General features: G+C 47.9%; 24 protein-coding genes. All 24 read left to right on the top strand.

Annotated features, from left to right (window positions below; all coding sequences use genetic code 11):
- The first annotated feature begins 10 nt into the window (after positions 1 to 10).
- The 24 genes from FBF37_RS01080 to FBF37_RS01195 all read left to right on the top strand — a co-directional run bounded on the left by FBF37_RS01080 (position 11) and on the right by FBF37_RS01195 (position 20,052).
- Entirely contained in the window at positions 11 to 1,087 is a 1,077-nt protein-coding gene (locus FBF37_RS01080) for a lysylphosphatidylglycerol synthase transmembrane domain-containing protein (protein ID WP_138078656.1), read from the top strand.
- On the top strand, positions 1,077 to 2,174 hold the full coding sequence (xseA, locus tag FBF37_RS01085; protein WP_174843572.1) for an exodeoxyribonuclease VII large subunit: 1,098 nt from the start codon (positions 1,077 to 1,079) through the stop codon (positions 2,172 to 2,174). The genes FBF37_RS01080 and xseA overlap by 11 nt, the downstream gene beginning before the upstream one ends.
- Positions 2,152 to 2,337 (top strand): hypothetical protein, encoded by a 186-nt coding sequence (locus FBF37_RS01090; protein WP_138078660.1) that lies wholly within the window; start codon positions 2,152 to 2,154, stop codon positions 2,335 to 2,337. Before xseA ends, FBF37_RS01090 begins: the two co-directional genes overlap by 23 nt.
- Before the next feature lie 6 nt (positions 2,338 to 2,343).
- Positions 2,344 to 2,880: a class I SAM-dependent methyltransferase gene (locus tag FBF37_RS01095; protein ID WP_138078662.1), complete on the top strand. Its 537-nt coding sequence runs from the start codon at positions 2,344 to 2,346 to the stop codon at positions 2,878 to 2,880.
- Positions 2,881 to 2,895: 15 nt separating this feature from the next.
- The gene (locus tag FBF37_RS01100) at positions 2,896 to 3,552 is read left to right on the top strand and encodes a hypothetical protein (RefSeq protein ID WP_138078664.1); all 657 of its coding nucleotides are present in this window, start codon (positions 2,896 to 2,898) and stop codon (positions 3,550 to 3,552) included.
- Positions 3,553 to 3,580: 28 nt separating this feature from the next.
- Positions 3,581 to 4,297, top strand: coding sequence for a sensor histidine kinase (locus FBF37_RS01105; protein WP_138078666.1), 717 nt, complete (start codon positions 3,581 to 3,583; stop codon positions 4,295 to 4,297).
- Positions 4,294 to 4,653 carry a response regulator gene (locus FBF37_RS01110; protein ID WP_138078668.1) on the top strand — a complete coding sequence of 120 codons (360 nt, stop codon included), beginning with the start codon at positions 4,294 to 4,296 and terminating at the stop codon, positions 4,651 to 4,653. Before FBF37_RS01105 ends, FBF37_RS01110 begins: the two co-directional genes overlap by 4 nt.
- Positions 4,650 to 5,327 carry a DNA repair protein RecO gene (gene recO / locus FBF37_RS01115; protein WP_138078670.1) on the top strand — a complete coding sequence of 226 codons (678 nt, stop codon included), beginning with the start codon at positions 4,650 to 4,652 and terminating at the stop codon, positions 5,325 to 5,327. Before FBF37_RS01110 ends, recO begins: the two co-directional genes overlap by 4 nt.
- A 77-nt stretch (positions 5,328 to 5,404) precedes the next feature.
- A complete protein-coding gene (locus tag FBF37_RS01120) occupies positions 5,405 to 6,748 on the top strand; it encodes a glycine--tRNA ligase (RefSeq protein WP_138078672.1) in 1,344 nt (447 codons plus the stop codon).
- 44 nt (positions 6,749 to 6,792) lie between these two features.
- Positions 6,793 to 7,410, top strand: a complete 618-nt coding sequence (locus FBF37_RS01125) for an SAP domain-containing protein (RefSeq protein ID WP_138078674.1) — start codon at positions 6,793 to 6,795, stop codon at positions 7,408 to 7,410.
- Positions 7,411 to 7,539: 129 nt separating this feature from the next.
- Complete coding sequence (locus FBF37_RS01130) at positions 7,540 to 8,028, top strand: NUDIX hydrolase (protein ID WP_174843573.1); 489 nt, start codon at positions 7,540 to 7,542, stop codon at positions 8,026 to 8,028.
- Between the two features lie 7 nt (positions 8,029 to 8,035).
- Positions 8,036 to 8,764 carry a glutamine amidotransferase gene (locus FBF37_RS01135; RefSeq protein WP_138078678.1) on the top strand — a complete coding sequence of 243 codons (729 nt, stop codon included), beginning with the start codon at positions 8,036 to 8,038 and terminating at the stop codon, positions 8,762 to 8,764.
- 28 nt (positions 8,765 to 8,792) lie between these two features.
- Positions 8,793 to 9,356: a hypothetical protein gene (locus FBF37_RS01140; RefSeq protein ID WP_138078680.1), complete on the top strand. Its 564-nt coding sequence runs from the start codon at positions 8,793 to 8,795 to the stop codon at positions 9,354 to 9,356.
- A gap of 62 nt (positions 9,357 to 9,418) precedes the next feature.
- Positions 9,419 to 10,087, top strand: coding sequence for an SDR family NAD(P)-dependent oxidoreductase (locus tag FBF37_RS01145; protein ID WP_138078682.1), 669 nt, complete (start codon positions 9,419 to 9,421; stop codon positions 10,085 to 10,087).
- 25 nt (positions 10,088 to 10,112) lie between these two features.
- Complete coding sequence (locus FBF37_RS01150; protein WP_138078684.1) at positions 10,113 to 11,111, top strand: gluconeogenesis factor YvcK family protein; 999 nt, start codon at positions 10,113 to 10,115, stop codon at positions 11,109 to 11,111.
- Positions 11,112 to 11,185: 74 nt separating this feature from the next.
- Positions 11,186 to 12,889, top strand: a complete 1,704-nt coding sequence (locus FBF37_RS01155; protein ID WP_138078686.1) for a hypothetical protein — start codon at positions 11,186 to 11,188, stop codon at positions 12,887 to 12,889.
- A gap of 8 nt (positions 12,890 to 12,897) precedes the next feature.
- Positions 12,898 to 13,323, top strand: coding sequence for a ribonuclease H family protein (locus tag FBF37_RS01160; protein ID WP_138078688.1), 426 nt, complete (start codon positions 12,898 to 12,900; stop codon positions 13,321 to 13,323).
- Between the two features lie 24 nt (positions 13,324 to 13,347).
- The gene (locus FBF37_RS01165) at positions 13,348 to 13,860 is read left to right on the top strand and encodes a hypothetical protein (RefSeq protein ID WP_138078690.1); all 513 of its coding nucleotides are present in this window, start codon (positions 13,348 to 13,350) and stop codon (positions 13,858 to 13,860) included.
- Between the two features lie 36 nt (positions 13,861 to 13,896).
- On the top strand, positions 13,897 to 14,874 hold the full coding sequence (locus FBF37_RS01170) for a Kiwa anti-phage protein KwaB-like domain-containing protein (protein ID WP_138078692.1): 978 nt from the start codon (positions 13,897 to 13,899) through the stop codon (positions 14,872 to 14,874).
- A 2-nt stretch (positions 14,875 to 14,876) separates the two neighbouring features.
- Positions 14,877 to 16,397: an ATP-dependent DNA helicase gene (locus FBF37_RS01175; RefSeq protein WP_138078694.1), complete on the top strand. Its 1,521-nt coding sequence runs from the start codon at positions 14,877 to 14,879 to the stop codon at positions 16,395 to 16,397.
- A gap of 26 nt (positions 16,398 to 16,423) precedes the next feature.
- On the top strand, positions 16,424 to 17,686 hold the full coding sequence (locus FBF37_RS01180; protein ID WP_174843574.1) for a glycoside hydrolase family 1 protein: 1,263 nt from the start codon (positions 16,424 to 16,426) through the stop codon (positions 17,684 to 17,686).
- Between the two features lie 217 nt (positions 17,687 to 17,903).
- Positions 17,904 to 18,278 (top strand): division/cell wall cluster transcriptional repressor MraZ, encoded by a 375-nt coding sequence (locus FBF37_RS01185; protein ID WP_138078698.1) that lies wholly within the window; start codon positions 17,904 to 17,906, stop codon positions 18,276 to 18,278.
- Positions 18,279 to 18,553: 275 nt separating this feature from the next.
- The gene (gene rsmH / locus FBF37_RS01190) at positions 18,554 to 19,471 is read left to right on the top strand and encodes a 16S rRNA (cytosine(1402)-N(4))-methyltransferase RsmH (RefSeq protein WP_236861256.1); all 918 of its coding nucleotides are present in this window, start codon (positions 18,554 to 18,556) and stop codon (positions 19,469 to 19,471) included.
- Positions 19,472 to 19,707: 236 nt separating this feature from the next.
- Positions 19,708 to 20,052: a hypothetical protein gene (locus tag FBF37_RS01195; RefSeq protein WP_138078700.1), complete on the top strand. Its 345-nt coding sequence runs from the start codon at positions 19,708 to 19,710 to the stop codon at positions 20,050 to 20,052.
- Positions 20,053 to 20,068 lie beyond the last annotated feature (16 nt).

Below are 20,068 nucleotides of genomic sequence, written 5' to 3' on the forward strand. Positions count from 1 at the left end.
ATGGAGAGGTATGTTTTCTGGGAAAATTTCGAAGGTGTTGAAAACGCTGAAATCGCCGCGCATGATCGTCAGTCTAATTACACTGTTAGTTTTGGCGGCAATCATCTACTTGTCGCGCCATGAGCTACTACGGGCGTGGGAGTTGCTGGGAACGGCTAATGTTGGGTTGTTGGCACTATTACTGCCGGCGCAGATCATTGTGTATTATGCTGGTGGCGAAATGATTTTTTCCTATCTGCGTGACAGGAAGCTCATCAAGCATGTGTCGCGGCTGGAGCAAGTGCGAATTGCGTTGGAGTTAAACTTGGTAAATCACATCTTTCCGTCGGGCGGGGTGAGTGGTATTTCCTACACGACATGGAGGATGAGTAAACTAGGTGTGAGCTCGGCCCGTTCGACGTTTGCGCAGCTGCTGAGATATGTGACAGGGTTTTTGTCAATGCTGGCCATGATGATTGTGGCGGTCGTATTTTTGGCAGTGGACGGTCGCATCAACCGGTATATTGTGGCATCAAGTTTCCTGGTCGTAGTGGTTGTCCTGAGCCTAACATTTGCCATCATTTACATGTTTTCTTCTCGTCACAGGATGCATAAGGCGGCGCGCCGAATTGCGCGAGGTCTCAACGCCATCACCAAATGTGTGACATTTGGCATGCAACGTCAGCTGGTTCAATCAGAGCAGATGGACGCTTTTTTCTCTGATATGCACGACGATTTCTCAGAGCTGATGCAAGATAAACGGTTGATTGTGAGGCCATTTTTGTGGGGAATTGTGTATGCATCGTTTGATATTTTGATGTTTATGTTGGCTTTTTGGTCACTGGGAGCTTCGGTCAATCCAGCGGTTCTGTTGATTGGTTATATTGCGGCAGGCTTTGCCGGAATCATCATTTTTACGCCAGGCGGTGCAGGTGTGTACGAAACGATTATGATTCTGTTTTTGAGTATGACTGGTACGCCACCAAACATTGCCATTGCAGGTATCATACTGACGCGTGTCATCTTGCTCATGGGAACAATTGTCCTCGGGTATATTTTCTATCAGCACGCGCTAATCAAATATGGTAAGCCTCGCCGTGACTCCTAAATTTAGCGTCAGTGAATTTTTAGCGGTCATCAACCAGTCGCTGGAGATGGCCTTTGGTTCAGTACAAATTGAAGGTGAGGTCAGCTCTTTTAAGGTCAATCACCAAAAATACGTTTTCTTTGACCTGAAAGATAATGAGGGTACGGTCAATTGCTTTATGACGGTGTGGCAGCTGAGAATGCCAATTCATGATGGTATGCGAGTGGTGGCACGGGCAGTGCCGAAGGTTACTGATTGGGGTAGGTTTAGTTTGACGGTGCAATCAGTCCAGCCAGTGGGTGAAGGAAATTTACGCAAAAGCTTTGAACTACTGCGCAAAAAACTGTCAGATGAGGGGCTGTTTGATGATTCTCGCAAACGATTGTTGCCGTCGCGGCCGCAGCATGTGGCGGTCATCTCCAGCACTAATTCGGCGGGATATGCTGATTTTATGAAAATTGCTAATGAGCGCTGGGGCGGAGTTCGATTTAGCGTGGTGAACGTGATGGTGCAGGGCGAAACGGCAGCAGATCAGATCATCAGGGCGATTGAGAAAATCGAGAGCTTGGCGGAGCTACCAGAGGTGATAGTGCTGATTCGTGGCGGTGGTAGCGCTGATGATTTGAGCGTGTTCAACGACGAGCTGCTGGTGCGGAAACTTGCGTCTAGTCGAGTGCCGGTTGTGACAGGGATTGGTCATGAAATTGATACGACACTGTGTGACCTTGTGGCTGATGTGCGAGCGTCAACGCCAAGCAATGCAGCACAGCTATTGCTGCCGGATAAGCAAGATATGATTCGGTCAATCAAGCACCAGCTTCGCGGTGCAGCGCTGCAAACAGTACGGGCGATTGACACGGAACTGGAACTGGTGCAAACGGCGCGCAGTAGCGCTCTAGACGGCTGGCGTCAGCGGGTTGACGAGCTGCTGGGGGATGTGCAGTCACGTATCAAATTGATCAGCGAATACGACCCAGAATTAGCGCTATCAAGAGGCTATGCCATGATTAGGGGTAATTGTGCGGTCGGGGAAGTGATTGAAATACAAACTAACAAAGCTTTGATGAAAGCGAGGATTGAAGAATATGCAGAACGAAGCAACGATTAACGAACTATTAGAGCAGCTGGACAAAGAAATGGCGTGGTTTCACAGTGATGAGTTTCGGCTGGAAGAGGCGCGCGAGCGGTTTCTGGCTGTCAAAAAAGTGGCGGAGCAGGCAGAAGAGCGATTACTGAATATGAAAAATGAGATTGAGCTGTTGAGTGAGTAATACGCCATGGAAGTGATAATTATTTGTGGGCTGATAGTATTTTTGATATTTGGGCTGACGGCGTTCATTGGTGCGCCGTATGTGCCAACGCGTCACACTGATATTCAGAAACTGTTGAGGGATGAACTGAAGCTAGACAAAGACGACATCGTGCTAGACGTAGGGTCGGGTGATGGTGCTGTGCTACAAGAGGTGGCGAAAACTGGCGCTCAGGCCGTTGGCTATGAGATCAATCCGTTCTTGGTGCTAGCGTCTCGCTGGCGGTTAAGAAAACATGCCAAGAACGTACGCATCAAATGGACAAATGCGTGGACAACGCAGCCTGCCAAACGCATTACTGTGATATACGCCTTTGGAGCGGGGTTGCATCTGAAGAAGATTTATCAATTAGCCAGACAGCAGGCGACCCATCAGGGCAGGTCGGTACGCTTGGTGAGTTATGGCTACAAGCTGGACACCACCAGGGACGACCGGTTGCTGAAGGAAGCCGGGCCGTACTTTTTGTACGAAATACGCCCTGACTTTACAGAAGGCAAAGCATAAGCTATAATGCGAGGTATGAGAAGAAGACAATTTGAACAGGGGTCAATCAACGGCTGGATGGTCGGCACGATTGGTTTTTTGGTGTTAACGTTAATTGCTGGTGCTGTGGCGGCTTGGATGTTCGTGGAATACACACGCGAAAAGACTGGTGTTGACGCAAAGGTCGCCAGTGCAGTTGCTAAGGGTAAAAATGAGCAGGCAGAGCTTGACCAGAAGCGATTTTCTGAAGAGGCTAAGAACCCACGTGTTGAATTTGTTGGGCCAAATGAATTTGGTCGAGTCTCATTTATGTATCCAAAAACTTGGAGTGCATATGTTGACCAAGATGGTACTGACCGCGGTGATTACAAAGCATATCTACATCCGGGTACTGTACCGCCAGCACGTTCAAACACCAGCCGCTTTGCAGTTCGTTTGGAAGTGCTAAACAGCGACTTTGACAAGGTGTTGAGTCAATACGCCAACCAGTTGAAGAAAGGCGAATTGACATCAAGTAGCGTTGAATTCAATGGTAACGCAGCAACTCGTTTGGACGGTGCTTTCACCAAAGAACTACGCGGTTCAGTCGTTTTGATGCGGGTGAGGGATAAAACGATTCGTTTCTCTACCGACGCTGACGTCTTCAAGCCAGACTTTCAAGCAGTTCTCGACACGGTTAAGTTTGTTCAGTAACTCGCCAATTGCTATACTGTAAGTAGGTATGGCGGAGGTAAGATGGAATAATGCTGAATTTGGGCAGCTGCCAAGTGTAGTAGTGGCTGCCCATGAGTTGAAATCTCCGCTGGCACTCATCAGGCAACTGAGTCTACTACTGGAAGAAGAATCATTAGATGAAGCTGAAACGCGTCGGATTGTTCGGCAATTGTCAAATATCAGCGATCAATCATTGGCATTGGTGCAAGATTTGGCGCAAACGGCTCACTTGTCGCCAACATTATTTCCTCTGGAGCCCATCAATCCACTGGCGTTGTGCCAGCAAATGGCCATGGAATTAAACCCTATGTTGCGCTTGTACGGTCAATCAATCGACTGGCCGAAAAAACAGTCAGCAAAGCATTTGGTGGTGGCAAACAGGGCGTTATTATCAAGGATTTTGGCTAATTTTTTGAATAACTCGCTGAAATATAGCGAAAAGGACATGCCCATACGGGTGACAATTCGCCAAATTGGCTTGACGCTGAGGATTTTGATTCGTGATCATGGTCCGATGATGAGCCGTGCGGATTATGCGCGACTTGTTAGTGAGATGGAACAGCGAAAATCAGTTCGAACACGCCCTGACAGCAGTGGCTTGGGTGTGTATGTGGCGTCGCAATTTGCAAAAGCAATGGGCGGAACCATTGGCCTGATCAGGCATCGTGATGGACTGACGTTTTATGTAGAATTACCCATAAGCCAACAGATGAGTTTGCTATGAAAAAAGTGCTGATTGTTGAAGATGATCCAGCGTGGGCAAAGCTGCTTCAACACTATGTTTCGGGGACAAATGCTGATTCGCGGGTTGTTATTTCTCCGGGGCAGGCACTGGAAATGATTGATCAGTGGAAGCCAGATGCACTGATACTGGACATGCTCTTGGCGAGCGAAACGGGCATGGCGCTGCTGAATGAATTGAAAAGCCATGAGGATTTGGCTAGTCTGCCCATTATTGTTTGTAGCAACGTTGGGATCACCAGTGATGATATGGAGTCATTTGGCGTGCGGGCGGTGCTTGATAAATCAACCATGAAGCCGGCGCACGTGCGGCAGGTCTTGACGGAGGTGCTATCATGAGCCAAAGCGAACGCTTGCAGGCCATCGTCCTGAGGAGGACTGACTACGGCGAGGCGGATCGGATTTTACATCTGCTAACCTCGGCGGGGCGGCGCAACGTGATCGCCAAAGGTGTGCGACGCGAAAAAAGTAAGCTGGCGGGTGGCATTGAACTGTTTGCGCTGTGCGATGTGGTGGTGCGACGCGGGCGCGGCGAGCTGGGGATTTTGACCAGTGCGCAGCTGCAACAATTTTATCGACACATTTTGGACAGTTATGAGCGGATGCAATTTGGCTATGAGATGTTGAAATTGGTCAATCGCGCGAGTGAGCAGGTCGACGAGCCAGCGTGGTTTTCGGTGGCCCAGCAGGTTTTGGCGCAATTAAATCATGTGAATGTTGAGCAAAAACTGATTGAAACCTGGTTCTATTTGCAATACGCCGGACTGCTGGGCGATGAGTTAAATCTACGCACTGACGTGGCGGCGCACGCTTTGTCGCCTGACAAAACGTATATGTATGACAGTACAGAAAAGGGCTTGCGGCCGGCGGAGCAAGGTGACCTGTCGGCGGATGCCCTCAAACTGCTTCGGCTCATTCAAGCCAAGCCGCTGGCAAATGTGGCGCAGATTGGCGGGATAACTGAGGTGCTCAGTGCTTGTTGGCTGGTCGCACGGCAGCACGCGGCGGTATAATATTGCCCATAAAAATGGTATACTGTAGGTAATAATTGTGAATCGCCATGTTGCCAACATGGAGAAAGGTTTTTTTGATGAGTCAAGCAAAAATGGAAGATATTATCAGCCTGTGTAAGCGCCGCGGCTTTATTTATCAGGGGTCGGATGTCTATGGCGGTCTTTCTGGCACCTGGGATTATGGCCCACTGGGCGTGCAACTGAAGCGTAATATCATGAATTTGTGGTGGCGCCGGTTTGTCGATGAGCGCGACGACATGTACGGCGTGGATGCGGCGATTTTGATGAATCAGAAAGTCTGGCAGGCGAGTGGGCATGTCGATACGTTTGTCGATCCGCTGTGCGAAGACACGGTCAATCACCGCCGTTACCGCACCGATCATATCCTCAAGGATAACGGCGTTGATACCGATGGTATGACCATGGAACAGATGGATGCGGTAATTGCTGAACAAGGTATCAAAAGCCCCGATGGCAATCCGCTGAGTAAATCGCGAACGTTTAATATGATGTTTAAAACGCACGTTGGCGCGACTGAAAGCGAGGATAGTATTTCTTACCTCCGCCCGGAAACCGCCCAGGGCATCTTCACTGATTTCAAAAACGTCGTCGATAGTTTCTACCCGAACTTACCGTTTGGTATCGCTCAACAGGGCAAGGCCTTTCGCAATGAGATTGCGCCGCGCGACTTCGTCTTTCGCTCTCGGGAGTTTGAGCAGATGGAGATCGAATATTTCGTCGACCCTGAGCATTGGCAGGAGGCGTTTGATGAATTGCTGGCGGCGACGCATGAGTTTTTGGCGGAACTGGGTTTGAAACCAGAGCACATTCACGAGCTAGACGTGCCGGCGGAGGATCGGGCGCACTATAGTAAAAAGACGATCGACATTGAGTACGATTATCCAATCGGCCGCGAGGAGTTGATGGGCATCGCCTATCGAACTGATTTTGACCTGATGAACATCCAGCGCGCCAGTGGCAAGAGTATGGAGTACACTGTCAAGGGAACGAACACAAAATTTGTTCCGCACGTCATCGAGCCGTCGTTTGGTGTCGAGCGAGCGCTGATGGCGGTACTGTCGGGCGCGTACCGTGAGGACGAGCAAAACGGTGAAAAGCGGGTGTACTTGGCGTTGCCAGAGCATTTGGCGCCAGTCAAATTTGCCGTGTCGCCGCTGCTGAAAAACAAGCCAGAATTGGTGGAAAAAGCTCGCGAAGTCTACGCCGCACTCACCAAAGCCAACCCCGGCCGGGTGATGTGGGATGACAACGGTAACATCGGTAAGCGCTACCGCCGCCAAGACGAAATCGGCACGCCGTACTGCGTAGTCATCGACTTCCAGACGCTGGAGGACGGCACGGTAACGGTGCGTGAGCGGGATACGACGGAGCAGCGGCGGGTGAAGGTTGAGGAGCTATAGATACTAGAGATGAAAAAGTAAATTGGGTTTAAGGAGCTACAATATTGACAAAAAGTAGACCTGAGTTTGATAAAATTACATCGTTTGACGAGTTTAATAAATACTATTGGTATCGTGAAGAACTTTCGCAGATATGCAAGTCATTAGGATTAGAATATAAAGGCACAAAACAGGAACTCAATCACATTATTGAGCAGTACTTTAAGGGTAATTTGATTAAAAAGTCATCAATAAAAAATGAAAAGAAACGAGTAGAAACTATTACCTTAGATACTCCATTACTTGAATGCGGGTTTTCCTTTAATACGCACTTTAGAGAATATTTCTCAATTTTAACAGATGTCTCACCATTTAAATTTAATGCTGATATGGCTACCGCTTGGAGAAAAGTAAAGAGAGAAAATGATTTGAGTTTTACCATTCAAGATATGCTAGAAGTTTATTATGGGAAATCAGATTATGCCAAGTATGATAATTCGGCTTGTCAATGGAATCAATTTTTAAAGGATTTTAGTGCAGACGAAAATAGTCGCAACTATTCGAACAAATTAAAAGTAGCTTCTATTCTTTGGAAAGAAGTTAGAAATTCAAGAAATGAAAAAATTTATTCAAAGAATCTTTTGACTGAATATGCCGGTAAAATAAAAGAGTATCACAATTAGGTAATTTAGGTAATTCCCAACGTGTTAACACCCAATGAGCAGTTAATCATGAATATTGGAAAGACAGAAATATACGGTAGGTGAAATGGTGTCAGCTATCTAGCGCTCAGGTGTAGTATAATGACTTTCATGTCAAACACTATCAAAGGACATATCATTACGCAGAATTTAGATGGCACAGATCATCTGGATTGTCTGTATCGCATCTCTCTCAAAGCGCTAATTTACAACGACGTTGGGCAAATTTTGGTCGTCAAAGAAATTGATCGGACGTATTGGGATTTGCCGGGTGGTGGCATGGACTTCGGTGAGACGATTGAATCGTCACTGAAACGTGAGCTACACGAAGAAGTTGGCTACAAGGGTGATCTGCGTTATCAACTTTTTGACGCGTCGGATGAGATGTACATTGAGCGGATTGACGCTAATCAAATCTGTTTTTATTGCCGTGTCTGGCCAGAGAATTTTGATTTTATGCCGGGCGAAGAGGGTGATGAGGTAATGTTTGTTGATCCTGAGGAATTATTGCTTCAGAAGAGCGAGGTTGACGCGCCAGCTCGAGCGTATAGGGCGCATATGAAATGGCAAGAGATTAGTGGTTATATTAAGGTGATATAATTGCGCTATGACGAAACCATTTTTACTACTACAATCGCGCCCTGAGGCTGAAGCATCGGATGATGAATATCAAGCATTTTTGAGATTTGGTGGGCTAGAGGCTAACCAATTGGTGCGGCTGAGACTAGAACGCGGTGATGAGCCAGTGGTGAATTTGGATGATTATGCTGGGATCATCATGGGTGGCGGCCCGGCCAACTTCGCGTATGACGAAGCACAAAAATCGCTCGAGCAGAAGCAATTTGAAAGCTATATTTTACCATTGATGCGTCGAATCATTGAGGCAGACGCGCCATTTTTGGGAGCGTGTTTAGGTGTTGGCGCGGTGGTGACGGCCATGGGTGGACGGATGAGCTTTGACTATCCTGAGGCGGTTGGCGCGGTGGATATTGCTGCAACGCGCGAAGGCGAACAGGACGACTTATGTAAAGATTTTCCATCAGTTTTCCGCGGTTTTGTCGGGCACAAAGAGGGTGTGATGAATCCACCAAGCGGTTGCACGGTACTGGCTCGTTCAAGCACGTGTGTGCAAATGCTGCGTGCTGGCAACAATGTTTATGCCACGCAATTTCACCCTGAACTTGATGCTGATGGTCTGGCGCTGCGTATCAATATTTATAAGCACGCTGGCTATTTTGCCCCCGAAGAAGCCGACTTATTGATAGCCAATGCCCAGCAAGAAGTTATCACTTGGCCAGAGTTGGTACTGCGGCGGTTTGTGGAGCGATATCATTAAAAAAGTAAATCTGAGATATAATAAAATCATGCGTATAATTCGTAGCGTTCAAGCCACAAGGTTTCGTCATATTGGGGTATTGCTTGTGCTTTTTCTCCTTGGTATGATGGCGATGCGGTTCGCGGCTAGTTATGTGTCGTCGGTTGCCAGTGGTGCGGGGATATTTGATCTTAATTTTGGTAATGATGGTATTTATGTTCACGATAACCTTTTGGCGCTAGGCGACGCTGGTAGAAACGTCTATCTGTACACTTTTCTACCCATTGACACTATTTATGCGGCGATATATGCGGTATTTTATGTCTATACTTTGGCGTTTTTCCTGCGGCGTACTGTGCCTAATTGGTGGAACCATACTCGATGGCTAGTATTGCTTCCTGTTCTAGGTGCTATATGTGACTGGTTGGAAAATATGTGTTTTGCTTTCATGCTTATCCAGCCTTCAACATCCGTAAATCCGTTATTAGTAACAAGCACTTCGCTACTAACTAAAGCAAAATTTGTCTTGGTGTATTTGTCGTTATCAATTGTGTTAGGGCTAGTACTAGGCTGGTTAGTGTGTTGTGCTCGTGTCAAGCGACGCCAGGAATAGTAGGTGTTTTATTTACATATCGTTAAGCGTACAGCTGGAGCCGTGTGTGCTATAATAACCATATGCATATTATTCTTGGTGGGACGAGTGGGCTTGGCCTGGAAATGGCCAGGCAGCTCAGAGAAAGCGGCAAGCGTGTGCTGGTACTGGGGAAGACGCATAACGCTCAGGAGCATGGCGAGGGATTCCCGTTGGACGTGTACTATCCCGAGCAGGTTGAAGCAGCGCCAGCGCGGATTGAGCAGATTTTGGGCGGCGACGCCATTGAACAATTTGTGTGGGCAGCGGGCTATGGCTGGCGTGGTAATTTTGAAGATCAGTTGGATGCACGCTCCATGGCGGAGGTGAACTTTGCTGGTGCGCTGCCACTGGTACAGTGGGCGTGGCGCAAGATGGCCCGTCAACATCAGAAGTCAGTGTTAACCATCATCGGTTCGACCAGTAGCGTCAAAGCTCGCGGGGACGAAGCGGTATACGTGGCAACCAAACATGCCCAAGCAGGGCTGGCGCGCAGTTTGGGGATGCAGGCAGATGAACAGAAATTACCAGTGAAAGTCGCGCTGTTTTTGCCTGGCGCCATGAAAACGCCGTTCTGGAATGGCCGAGAGCTACCAGTTGACTATCTGTTTTTCAATGACCCAGCCAAAGTGGCCGCGCACATCATTAACGCGGTTAATCACCAGCAGCAACCATTCCTCGAATGGGCGCTACCAAAGGGTACGTTGACGTAAGTTTTTTTCGTGATATAGTCAAGCTATGGAACTGATGGGTATAAACATTGTCGTTATCGGCGGCGGTACGGGTAGCTTCACATTACTGAGTGGATTAAAAAATTATACACACAACATTACCGCCTTGGTTAACATGGTGGATGATGGTGGATCAACAGGACAGTTGAGGGATGAATTGGGGGTTTTGCCGGCTGGTGATGTCCGGCAGTGCTTGGTGGCGCTGAGTACCTCACCAAAGGTGAGAGACCTGTTTAACTACCGTTTTGATGAAGGTAGTATGAAAGGCCACGCGTTCGGCAATCTATTCATGGCAGCCCTAGAAAAAATGACTGGTAATTTTACCGAAGCTGTCAAAGTGGCTGGAGAAGTGCTCAATATCCGAGGACGAGTAGAGCCCATCACATTTGATAATATAACGCTTGTTACGCGACTGGCCGACGGCACGGTTGTCAGGGGTCAGCATGAGGCTGAATCATTGATCATCCCGGTTGGTGAGCGTCCGTGGTTAGACCTGGAGCCGACTGCTCGCATCAATCCTCAGGCGCGGCAGGCGATACTAGACGCGGACTTGGTGGTGATTGCGCCGGGGCTGCTGTATGGTAGTCTGGCGCCGGCTCTGTTGGTCAGTGGCGTAACGCGCGCGCTCGCTGAGACCAAGGCTAAAAAGGTATACGTTTGTAATCTGGTGAACAAGCCTGGTCAGACTGATGAGTTTACGGTTGCGGATTATGCCAGTGAAATTGAACGGTTTGCAGGTGTCAAATTGGACCATGTATTGTACAATAACCATCGCCCGTCGCAGGAATTGATCGACCGGTATGCTAAAGATGGCGAACTGTTGGTCGAGTGGAACAAAGAAGAGCTGAAAAAGAAGCATTTTTACGCTTCGGGAAAACGATTGATCGCTGATGAAGTTTGGGAGAACACCAACGCTGCCAGTGACCCGCTGGCAGCACAACGCAGTTTGATTCGACACGACGCTGACAGAGTAGCACGCGAGTTGATGCGAATTTATTTTGCCTAGATAAATTGAGACTGTAAAGGAAGTACTATACTTGCAAAATATTATATTTTGTGATATAGTGTGATCTGTTGATTATGACAAATAATACACAAAAGTCAGAAAAGACGATTGATAATTCTGGTAACTTCTCTCGGAGAGGTGAGATATTTTATCATTCTGAAGCCTTGTCCAAGGAATTGGTGGAGACGTTTAGTGGTCATCACATGACGCCAGCCCGTCGCTTGGCGGCAAGACTGATCATAGAGATGCCGACGGACATTGAAGAGAATGAACGTATTGACTACATCACATCGGCGCTTGACAATGATGAAACCATAACCACCGAGTCTCACCGAGATGTGGTGATTGGTATTCTTGAGGACTACAAAGTCTTACAGGGTTTGTTTGAATCGTATATTGAAGGAGTTGACGAGACGACACTACAGGGTAAAGCATTGCGGCTGGAGGACGGTCAGCAAATCCCTGGTGATTTAGGAGAGGACAATACGCAAAGTCCGTGGTCTGAGAATCCGCCAATCCCAGCGCCACGTATCGATGATTTGATCAAAACGTTTTCAACTAAGGGTGAGGGTGCTCAGGGTATTGGACTAGAAACAGCGATGATCGTCGGGGCGGTAACACTTGCCAAACTAAAGGCTACTCCGTATCATGATGCTGCAGCTTATAAACAGGCGGTGTTTGCTAAAAACTTTTTAATTCCCGTGTGTAGTATTGTTGGTCTTGATAATTTGGAGTCCGAGCTGAATGATGAAGTAGATATCATTACTGGGCGAAATATTGGCGATGGCATGGATGGCAGCGATTTGAGTAATGATATTGATTCGCTTTTGAACGAGGTAGACAGAGTGATATCGCTGCATTTTGGCCCTAAGGACTCGGTCAATCCTGAGCGATTTAATTTTGCTATGAATAATATTAAGCAAATTTTTTCTAGGTTGCTTGGTAAACCAGATTTGCGGCCAGCTGTGGAGACGACCTCACCCCACAATACGCTGTTTGAGGTTGGTACTGTGACTCTGCAAAGCGGTAGTAGGCTAGAAGCGCGAGCTCGCGGTAAGGGACGAGGCTCGTATTTGAGAAAGTTTCTAAGGCGTATAGGATATTATGAGCCACATTCTCAACCACTGAAGGATGAGGGAGAATTCCATCCGATTGATCTATACGGCATGGTGGTGATTGCTGAGGATGATACGCAGATGGCTGATGCATATGTTGAGGCAGTGGTTAATGCTTTGAATGACGAGAATATTACGCCATATCCGTCACCTGGACGCGATAAGGAATGCTTTGTCATCAAGGGATCTCCAGAATTTCAGGATAATATTCGCAGGGCAGTCCTTGAGAGGATTCCTGACGCCGACATGGAATTATTTAGTTTTAAAGACAGCGGCAGGGACTTTACTGACGCAAAAATTACTGGTTTTTCTGAGACGGGTGACAAGCGTGTGCCATTTGCACCATTTGAGATGCAATTCTCGACGCCAGATGCTCGCTTGGTGGCACGAACTGGTAAAAAGGCGGCGCACTTCTTCTTTAAACTGCGCAAGATATATGGTGATTTAGTGAATATGACTGATGAGACAGCTGATGCAATAATTGACATTTGGCAGCGTAAACAGGATTACTTTACGAGCCCTGAAGATGGTTCTAAGGAAGATCATCTAACGAACCAGAGCCGTGAACGAGTGGTTCACTTTAAGGAGAAGGCGTTAGATAAACGCGAGTTGTTATTAAAGCGTGTTCGCGATATGGCTAGATCAGCGCTGAATGGTATATAATTAGCTATATGACGATTTACTACACTGACGGTTCTGCTTCGCCAAATCCCGGTCCAGGTGGGTTTGCGGTGATTCGTGATCTTGAGCCGTGGATTTTGGGCTCAGAGGACGGTGAGACGACTAACATTCGCATGGAAGGCAAGGCGCTGATAGCGGCGCTTCAGGACGCGGACGAGGCGCCGTGCGTGATCTACACTGACAGCGAATTTTGGATCAATGTGGTGACCAAGTGGGCGCCAGGTTGGCAGCAGCGCGGCTGGACAAAGAAGGGCGGTGAGATCAAAAATCTGGACATTGTGCGTGAGCTATATGAGCTGTATTCAAATTCGCAGGCAGAACTCCGCTGGGTGCGCGGTCATGAGGGCGACGAAGGTAATGAGTTGGCGGATGAGTGGGCCAACCGAGCGCGTGAAGGCGAGAGATTGACTAAATAATATATTTCTGATATAATATAAAACATGAGCGAATTACACGTGCCAGACCGCGTGCAGCTTGAGTTACATCCGTTTTACTCCTATCCAGATTCGGCTGATTTGCTGTACGCACGCCTTGGTGTTGCCACGGCGGTTGATCTTCGTGGTGATGCATTATATGTCAGGGCAGGTGTCGGTGATAGTAAGGATCACGATAAACTAGCTGGCAAGGTTGATCCAGATAGTGATAAAAATATAGCACTACCGTCTGAGATGTATGCAAAGCAGGGAATAGTGACTATATGGTATTATCCTAACATGGGAGACAGGCTTGAAGGGCTGGCTGGTCCGATGGTGAAGCAAGGTCTTAACCCAGAGGCCAACCTGACACGTGAACAGACGACGCAGTGTTTAAAAATGGCCGCCTTGGCAATCGGTTTATTTGTAGTCCAACCGCCACATGAGGTATTGAAACAGGAAGATCTCAGTAAGATTATGGTGGATGAAACAATGTTGACTGAAGCAGATAGACAATTTGGTCGATATATAACCTCCTAGCTGGCGGTGCCTAGTAAAAATTGCTATACTAGGGTAATGGAAGAAGTGAGGGAAACGACTGATATTTTTTTGTGGGCGAATCAAACTGACGCGAAAAAGAACGATTTACAGATTGAGCTGTTCTTATTTAATAAAAATTACACGCCGTATGCTATGCCTTTGAAGGGCGATGTTGAGCAGCAGCTGCGACCGTTATTCTTGTTTGATTATATCAATCAAGTTACTTTAGGGGCGGGCACTGGCCTCAGTGTGCGGGACTATGAGCTGAGCGAAGCGGAAGAAAACGTGCTACTGCGGACGGATCTCGCCAAGGTTGGCCGAGCGGAAACCTTGATTCATTTGATTGAACATGAGCGCGGCGACATCGTGGAGTTTTCGGAAACCGAGCATGAGTTTAAGCGAATGAAGGGCGTGCTGGCGCGGTTTACCGATCCAAATGATCCAGAAAGAATCTTTTATACAGCCAAGCTGATCCAGCAGGGGCAGACGCTCAAAAGTGCGCTGGCGTGGGAGTTTTCTGACGGCAAGTTTGGTGCATTTAAGGCGGAAGTCGGTTTTAAGGTGCCGGATGATAACCAAGCGCTGATCATCGGTCAGGATATTTTTGCCTTTAATCCAGGCAAGTTTGAGCGGATGTTTGGCTATGAGTACAAGAAGCAGGTGATTGCCGATAAGAAAGTGGCGGAAATTGAAAAGCAATATAAGCTAAGTTTTCCTGAAGGGCTGGACCTGAATGCGCTGGTCAAGGAACGCAAAAAGACCATCAATAAGTTGCAAAAATTGGAGATCGGCGAGGTCAAACAAGAGCAGGTGCTGGACTATGCCGACGAGATGCAATTGGAGCTAATGAGCGATGATAACGGCGCGATTATCATCATGGATGGCAATGATCTGGATATGTTTGTGAACTTGATCAACGAGGACTACATTGAGAGCAAAATTACCGGCAAGCGCTACGAAATTAAATCGAAAAAACTGTTGGGCGAGCCAGAAGGCGAACCGCCACGAGGTTAACTATGGATCAAGAATTGGCGCTGGCGATTTTGATGAGCGGTCGGTCGGCGCTGCTGACGGGTGCGGCGGGTACCGGCAAAACGCACCTGCTGAATACTTTTATTGCGCAGGCGCGTGACCAGGGTAAAAAGGTGTCGGTAACAGCGACGACGGGCTTGGCGGCGACGCACCTAGGCGGTAATACCATTCACAGTTGGAGTGGTATTGGTGTCAGTGATCACTTGGCGAACAACTTTTTTGATCGGCTGTCAAAAACGCGACGTGAGGTGATTATGAAGACTGATGTGCTGGTGATTGACGAGATTTCCATGCTGCATGATTTTCGGCTGGACATGGTCGATCGGGTGTTGCGTGGTGTCCGGGAGAATGACCAGCCATTTGGCGGTATTCAGCTAGTGATGAGTGGTGACTTTTTCCAATTACCGCCAATCAATCGTCCGGGTGAGCAGGGCGGTGGTTTTGTGGTGTATTCGGAAGCGTGGCAGGAGTTACAGCCGGCGGTGCTATATCTGCAGCGGCAATATCGGCAAAATGACGAGCAACTCCTCGAGATTTTGACGGCACTGAGGAATGACGATATCAGGCGGCATCATGCTGAGATGTTGCTGGCGCGAACGGAGGTCGAATTGCCTGATGGTGATATCACCGAACTACACACCGTCAATGTTGATGTCGACGCCATTAACAGCCAGAAGCTGGCGGAACTGGCGGGTGGGGAACGAACGTACCAGCAGACGACGACCGGTTCAAAAGTATATGTCGAGAACTTGCAGCGGTCGGTACTGGCGCCGAGCGAACTCGTGTTGAAACTGGGTGCGTTGGTGATGGCGGTGAAAAATTCGCCGCAGAAATTGTACGCCAATGGTAGTATCGGCACGGTGGTGGATTTTGAGCCGCTGACCGATTATCCGATTGTGGAGTTTCGTAACGGCCGGCAGGTGACGATGCTGCCAGATGTCTGGGAGCTGCGTGACGGCGAACGCAAGCGGGCGAGTATCTCGCAGGTGCCGCTGCGGCTGGCGTGGGCCATCACGGTGCATAAAAGCCAGGGTATGACCTTGGATGCGGCTCGGATTGACCTGAGAAAGGCGTTTGTTGAGGGCATGGGCTACGTGGCCTTGAGCCGGGTGCGGGATTTGGAAAATCTATATCTTTACGGCATTAACCGCAAAGCGCTGGAAGTCTCGCCCGATGCGCTGGCAATTGACGAGGTGCTGCAGCGGACAAGTAGTGAAGCGGCCAACCACTATCGTCCGATGTTGGAGGAAATGAAGCGAAAGCAGTCAGTTCCGAAAAAATCCGGTAAGAAATCTCAGTCCGGCAGCTGGCAGCAAAAAATTGCCAAAATGCGCGAAACCTATCCCAAGGCCTATATGCCGTGGGAAAAAGCTGACGACGATATCCTCAAACAGGAGTTCTTGCAAGGCGCAACCATCCAGCAGCTTAGTCAGAAGCTTGGTCGTCACGAAGGCTCAATTCGCATGCGACTGCAGAAGCATTTTGGGGAGGATACCGTAGCGTAAGCAGAATATACGGTATAATGATAGATATGACGGAGACAAAACGATCGAATCCAAGCTTTCCAAAACGATTTTTATGGGGTGCGGCTATTTCGGCGCATCAAACAGAGGGAGGCTTGAACAATCAGTGGACCGCCTGGGAACTGGAAAATGCCAAAAAGCTAGCCACGCAGGCGCCGTACAGCTTTGGACGAACTGCCATGTGGTCACATGTGGAAAAAGAGGCTACGAATCCTGACAATTATGTTTCAGGCACCGCTGTTGAGCACTATTCGCGCTACGAGGAAGATTTCCAGCTATTAGAGCAGATGGGGCTTAACTCGTTTCGGTTTGGAATTGAATGGGCTCGTGTGGAGCCGGAAGAGGGCGCTTGGGATGCGTCGGTCATTGATCATTACCGCACTTATTTGAAGCGACTGAAAGAATTGGAAATCACCCCTGTGGTGACACTGTTTCATTTTACTTTGCCAGTTTGGTTTGCTGAGAAGGGTGGCTTTGAGAAGCGAAGCAATGTGGCTTATTTTGTGCGATTTGTGGAAAAAATTCTGGATGAATTGGGCCGTGATTTGGAGTGGATTATTAGTATCAATGAGCCGCTGGTGTATGTCGGAGAAAGCTATTTTCAGGGAACATGGCCACCAAACCAAACCAAAAAACTGCTTGGATTTAAGGTGTTACTGAATCTGATACGGGCGCACAAGAAGGTTTATCAGCTGGCGTGCAAAAATCGCCGCCACAAGGTGTCGATGGCGCATAATCTATCGTACATTTATGCTGGAGATGATGCGTGGGTATCGCGGTTGAGCGCTCGAGTGGCTGACTATCTAGTCAATCAGTGGATCGTTCGGCGAGTACGCAAACACAGTAACTTTTTGGCGATCAATTATTACTTTGCGCAGCGGTTTTTTGGGTATCGTGTACATAATTCTGAGAAAAACCCAGAAAGCGACTTGGGCTGGGACATGCAGCCAGACAAATTGTATGAGCTGTTGGTTGAGACGTACAAAAAGCACCAATTACCAATTTTTATCACAGAGAATGGACTAGCTGATACAGCGGATAAGCACCGCAAGTGGTGGCTGATGGAAACGATTCGGGCTATGGATAGGGCGCTCAAAGAAGACGTCAAGATTATCGGTTATTTGCACTGGAGCTTACTGGATAATTTTGAATGGGATAAGGGATACTGGCCGAAATTTGGGCTAGCAAAGGTTGATAGAAAGACCATGGAGCGCACTCTGCGGGCAAGTGGTAAATGGTATGGTATGGTTGTGAAGCGATTGCGATCATAGTGTCCAGCTAGCCACATAGTACACTAGACTTTTCCACAATTTTGTGGAAAAGTTTTCATTTGGGGATAAAATGGGTAGAAAGTACTAAAAAGGACTTGCAAGTGGGTAGTTGTGGGTAGTATTATGAAGTCAGTGGTAACGGCAACAGCCGTTGAACAATAACAAACAACCACTAACATTAAAAAATCAATCTAATTCCGTCAGGGAAGGAGCCTCAGTGCAAGTAGATTACTTTGAGCGAAAGCTGGACGACAAGCGTCGTTTGACGATGCCGGCTGAACTCAGAGAGGAATTTGCGTCTGGTGTGGTTCTGACCAGAGGGTTTGGTAAATATCTCCACCTCTATCCACGGCGTGTCTGGGATAAGGAGGTTGAAAGCGCCTTGCAGGGTAGTATCCTGGATGAGCGAATTGCTGACCTGAACGTCAAGTTCCGACGGGGTAAAACGGCATCCACGCTTGACCAAAAACAGGGTCGAGTGACAGTAGAGCAGCATTTGCTGGACTATGCTGGCATTGATCGGGAAATTGTGGCGGTTCGCGCCGGGGCATATTTCCGGGTGATGGCAGCGGATGTGGCTGATGTGGATTGATGAAATTGTAAGCACATTAACAATTAGGAAACCTCTCGAGATCAACTACCTGGGTATTTGAGAAGAGCACTCGTGGCTATTTGCTCCACAATAAAAACGGCAATGCACCTTCCTTAAAACACCTCCCAAAAAACTCCACCTCACACATAAGTCTCTTTTGGAAAACACGCTTTTCCTCTCTTAAAGACATAAAAAACAAACACAAAACAAACACAAAAGCTCAAATTAAATATCCAGATAGGTGATCTCGAGCATTATTCCGTTATAATGGAGTAATGATGAGTATTAAAGAACATCCACCACAGCCGGATTTGTCGAACGACGCTCCGGTTCATGTTCCCGTACTCTTAGAGGAGACCGTGCGTGCGCTCGCCCCTCGTCGGGGTGAAGCGTACCTTGATTTGACTGCCGGTTATGGTGGTCATGCGCGGGAGATTCTTAAGAGGACAGATAACTATTTGAACGCTGTATTGGTTGATCGTGATAGTAACGCGATTCGAACATTAGGCGATTTGACAGAAAAAGGTGTCAGATTGATGCATCAAGATTTTGCGTCAGCGGCACGTGATTTGGTCAAGCTTGGGCGAAAATTTGACGTAATTTTGGCTGATTTGGGGGTGTCGTCACCGCAGCTTGACAGAGCAGAGAGGGGTTTTTCATTTCGTTTTGATGGTCCGTTGGACATGAGAATGGACGATACGACGGAGATGACAGTAGCTGATATCATCAATCATGCTTCAGTGGATGAGTTGGTTCGGCTGATAACCCTGTACGGCGAGGAGACTCGTTCGCGCGCTATGCATATTGCGAAAGCGATCGTAGCGCATCGTCCAATGACGCGAACGTCTGAGCTGGCTGAGCTGATTGAGCGGACTGTTGGTCGCGGTGGACTAAAAAGACATCCAGCGACTCGTACCTTTCAAGCCCTCAGAATTGAAGTTAACCAAGAACTTCAGCAAGTAGAGCAGGTATTACCATTATTACCTCAGCTACTCAATCCAGGCGGCCGTGTCGGTATCATTAGCTTTCACAGTCTGGAAGATCGATTGGTTAAACGGTTTTTTAAGGAGCAATCAGAAGCAGGGTATGAAGCCGAGCTGATGATTCCTGATAAAAAATTGATTCTAGGGACTACAGATGTTCACAATCCGCGCAGTCGGAGCGCTAAGCTTCGCTGGGCCGTAAAAACATAACACAAAAAGGAGGCAATTATGCCAGTACACATCAAAGTTCAGTTCCAAGATGCAGACCACTCCGAGAGCGTTGCTGTTCGCCGCGGCTAATTAGTCGTTAGTAGAATAGCTGACGCACTATCCGGACAGTGTATCAGTTGATGATCTGGTCCGTCCTTAGGCTTTGAGACGGGCCAGGTTGTCTTGGAATGTCACAATTTTAGAAATTATATAACAAACATAACATAGAAAACAGAATGTACGCACGATCCACTACTTTCACACCTCGACGGCAGCAACAGATGCGCCGCAATCAAAATGCAACTCGTTTTCGGTCTAATGTCAAACTTGGCCCAGTGGCCCATACAGTGCTGGTTGCGCTGATGGTTGCTGTGCTTGGCTTGATTTACTTGACGCAGGCGACTAAAACGTCCGCGTACAGTAAAGAGTCTCAAGGCTTGGACAAACAGATTAGTGAACTCCATGCTAAAAAGTCTGAACTTGAAGTACAAAATGCTCGATTGACCGCTCTTGATAAAGTGAAAAATAGTAACGTGGCATCAGCCATGAGCAAGCCGTCACAAACTGATTACGCTAATTAGATAAAAGTGGTATAAT

Origin of the sequence: Candidatus Nanosynbacter featherlites, assembly GCF_005697565.1 — a bacterium.
GTDB lineage: Bacteria > Patescibacteriota > Saccharimonadia > Saccharimonadales > Saccharimonadaceae > Nanosynbacter > Nanosynbacter featherlites.

Excerpts from the sequence above, each read along its gene's own strand:
- FBF37_RS01080 (WP_138078656.1), top strand. The coding sequence starts at position 11 with ATGTTTTCTGGGAAAATTTCGAAGGTGTTGAAAACGCTGAAATCGCCG.
- FBF37_RS01120 (WP_138078672.1), top strand. The coding sequence starts at position 5,405 with ATGAGTCAAGCAAAAATGGAAGATATTATCAGCCTGTGTAAGCGCCGC.
- recO (WP_138078670.1), top strand. The coding sequence starts at position 4,650 with ATGAGCCAAAGCGAACGCTTGCAGGCCATCGTCCTGAGGAGGACTGAC.
- FBF37_RS01105 (WP_138078666.1), top strand. The coding sequence starts at position 3,581 with ATGGCGGAGGTAAGATGGAATAATGCTGAATTTGGGCAGCTGCCAAGT.
- FBF37_RS01155 (WP_138078686.1), top strand. The coding sequence starts at position 11,186 with ATGACAAATAATACACAAAAGTCAGAAAAGACGATTGATAATTCTGGT.
- FBF37_RS01140 (WP_138078680.1), top strand. The coding sequence starts at position 8,793 with ATGCGTATAATTCGTAGCGTTCAAGCCACAAGGTTTCGTCATATTGGG.
- FBF37_RS01100 (WP_138078664.1), top strand. The coding sequence starts at position 2,896 with ATGAGAAGAAGACAATTTGAACAGGGGTCAATCAACGGCTGGATGGTC.
- FBF37_RS01180 (WP_174843574.1), top strand. The coding sequence starts at position 16,424 with ATGACGGAGACAAAACGATCGAATCCAAGCTTTCCAAAACGATTTTTA.
- FBF37_RS01165 (WP_138078690.1), top strand. The coding sequence starts at position 13,348 with ATGAGCGAATTACACGTGCCAGACCGCGTGCAGCTTGAGTTACATCCG.
- FBF37_RS01195 (WP_138078700.1), top strand. The coding sequence starts at position 19,708 with ATGTACGCACGATCCACTACTTTCACACCTCGACGGCAGCAACAGATG.
- FBF37_RS01170 (WP_138078692.1), top strand. The coding sequence starts at position 13,897 with ATGGAAGAAGTGAGGGAAACGACTGATATTTTTTTGTGGGCGAATCAA.
- FBF37_RS01145 (WP_138078682.1), top strand. The coding sequence starts at position 9,419 with ATGCATATTATTCTTGGTGGGACGAGTGGGCTTGGCCTGGAAATGGCC.
- rsmH (WP_236861256.1), top strand. The coding sequence starts at position 18,554 with ATGATGAGTATTAAAGAACATCCACCACAGCCGGATTTGTCGAACGAC.
- FBF37_RS01090 (WP_138078660.1), top strand. The coding sequence starts at position 2,152 with ATGCAGAACGAAGCAACGATTAACGAACTATTAGAGCAGCTGGACAAA.
- FBF37_RS01150 (WP_138078684.1), top strand. The coding sequence starts at position 10,113 with ATGGAACTGATGGGTATAAACATTGTCGTTATCGGCGGCGGTACGGGT.
- FBF37_RS01160 (WP_138078688.1), top strand. The coding sequence starts at position 12,898 with ATGACGATTTACTACACTGACGGTTCTGCTTCGCCAAATCCCGGTCCA.
- FBF37_RS01110 (WP_138078668.1), top strand. The coding sequence starts at position 4,294 with ATGAAAAAAGTGCTGATTGTTGAAGATGATCCAGCGTGGGCAAAGCTG.
- FBF37_RS01130 (WP_174843573.1), top strand. The coding sequence starts at position 7,540 with ATGTCAAACACTATCAAAGGACATATCATTACGCAGAATTTAGATGGC.
- FBF37_RS01175 (WP_138078694.1), top strand. The coding sequence starts at position 14,877 with ATGGATCAAGAATTGGCGCTGGCGATTTTGATGAGCGGTCGGTCGGCG.
- FBF37_RS01135 (WP_138078678.1), top strand. The coding sequence starts at position 8,036 with ATGACGAAACCATTTTTACTACTACAATCGCGCCCTGAGGCTGAAGCA.
- FBF37_RS01095 (WP_138078662.1), top strand. The coding sequence starts at position 2,344 with ATGGAAGTGATAATTATTTGTGGGCTGATAGTATTTTTGATATTTGGG.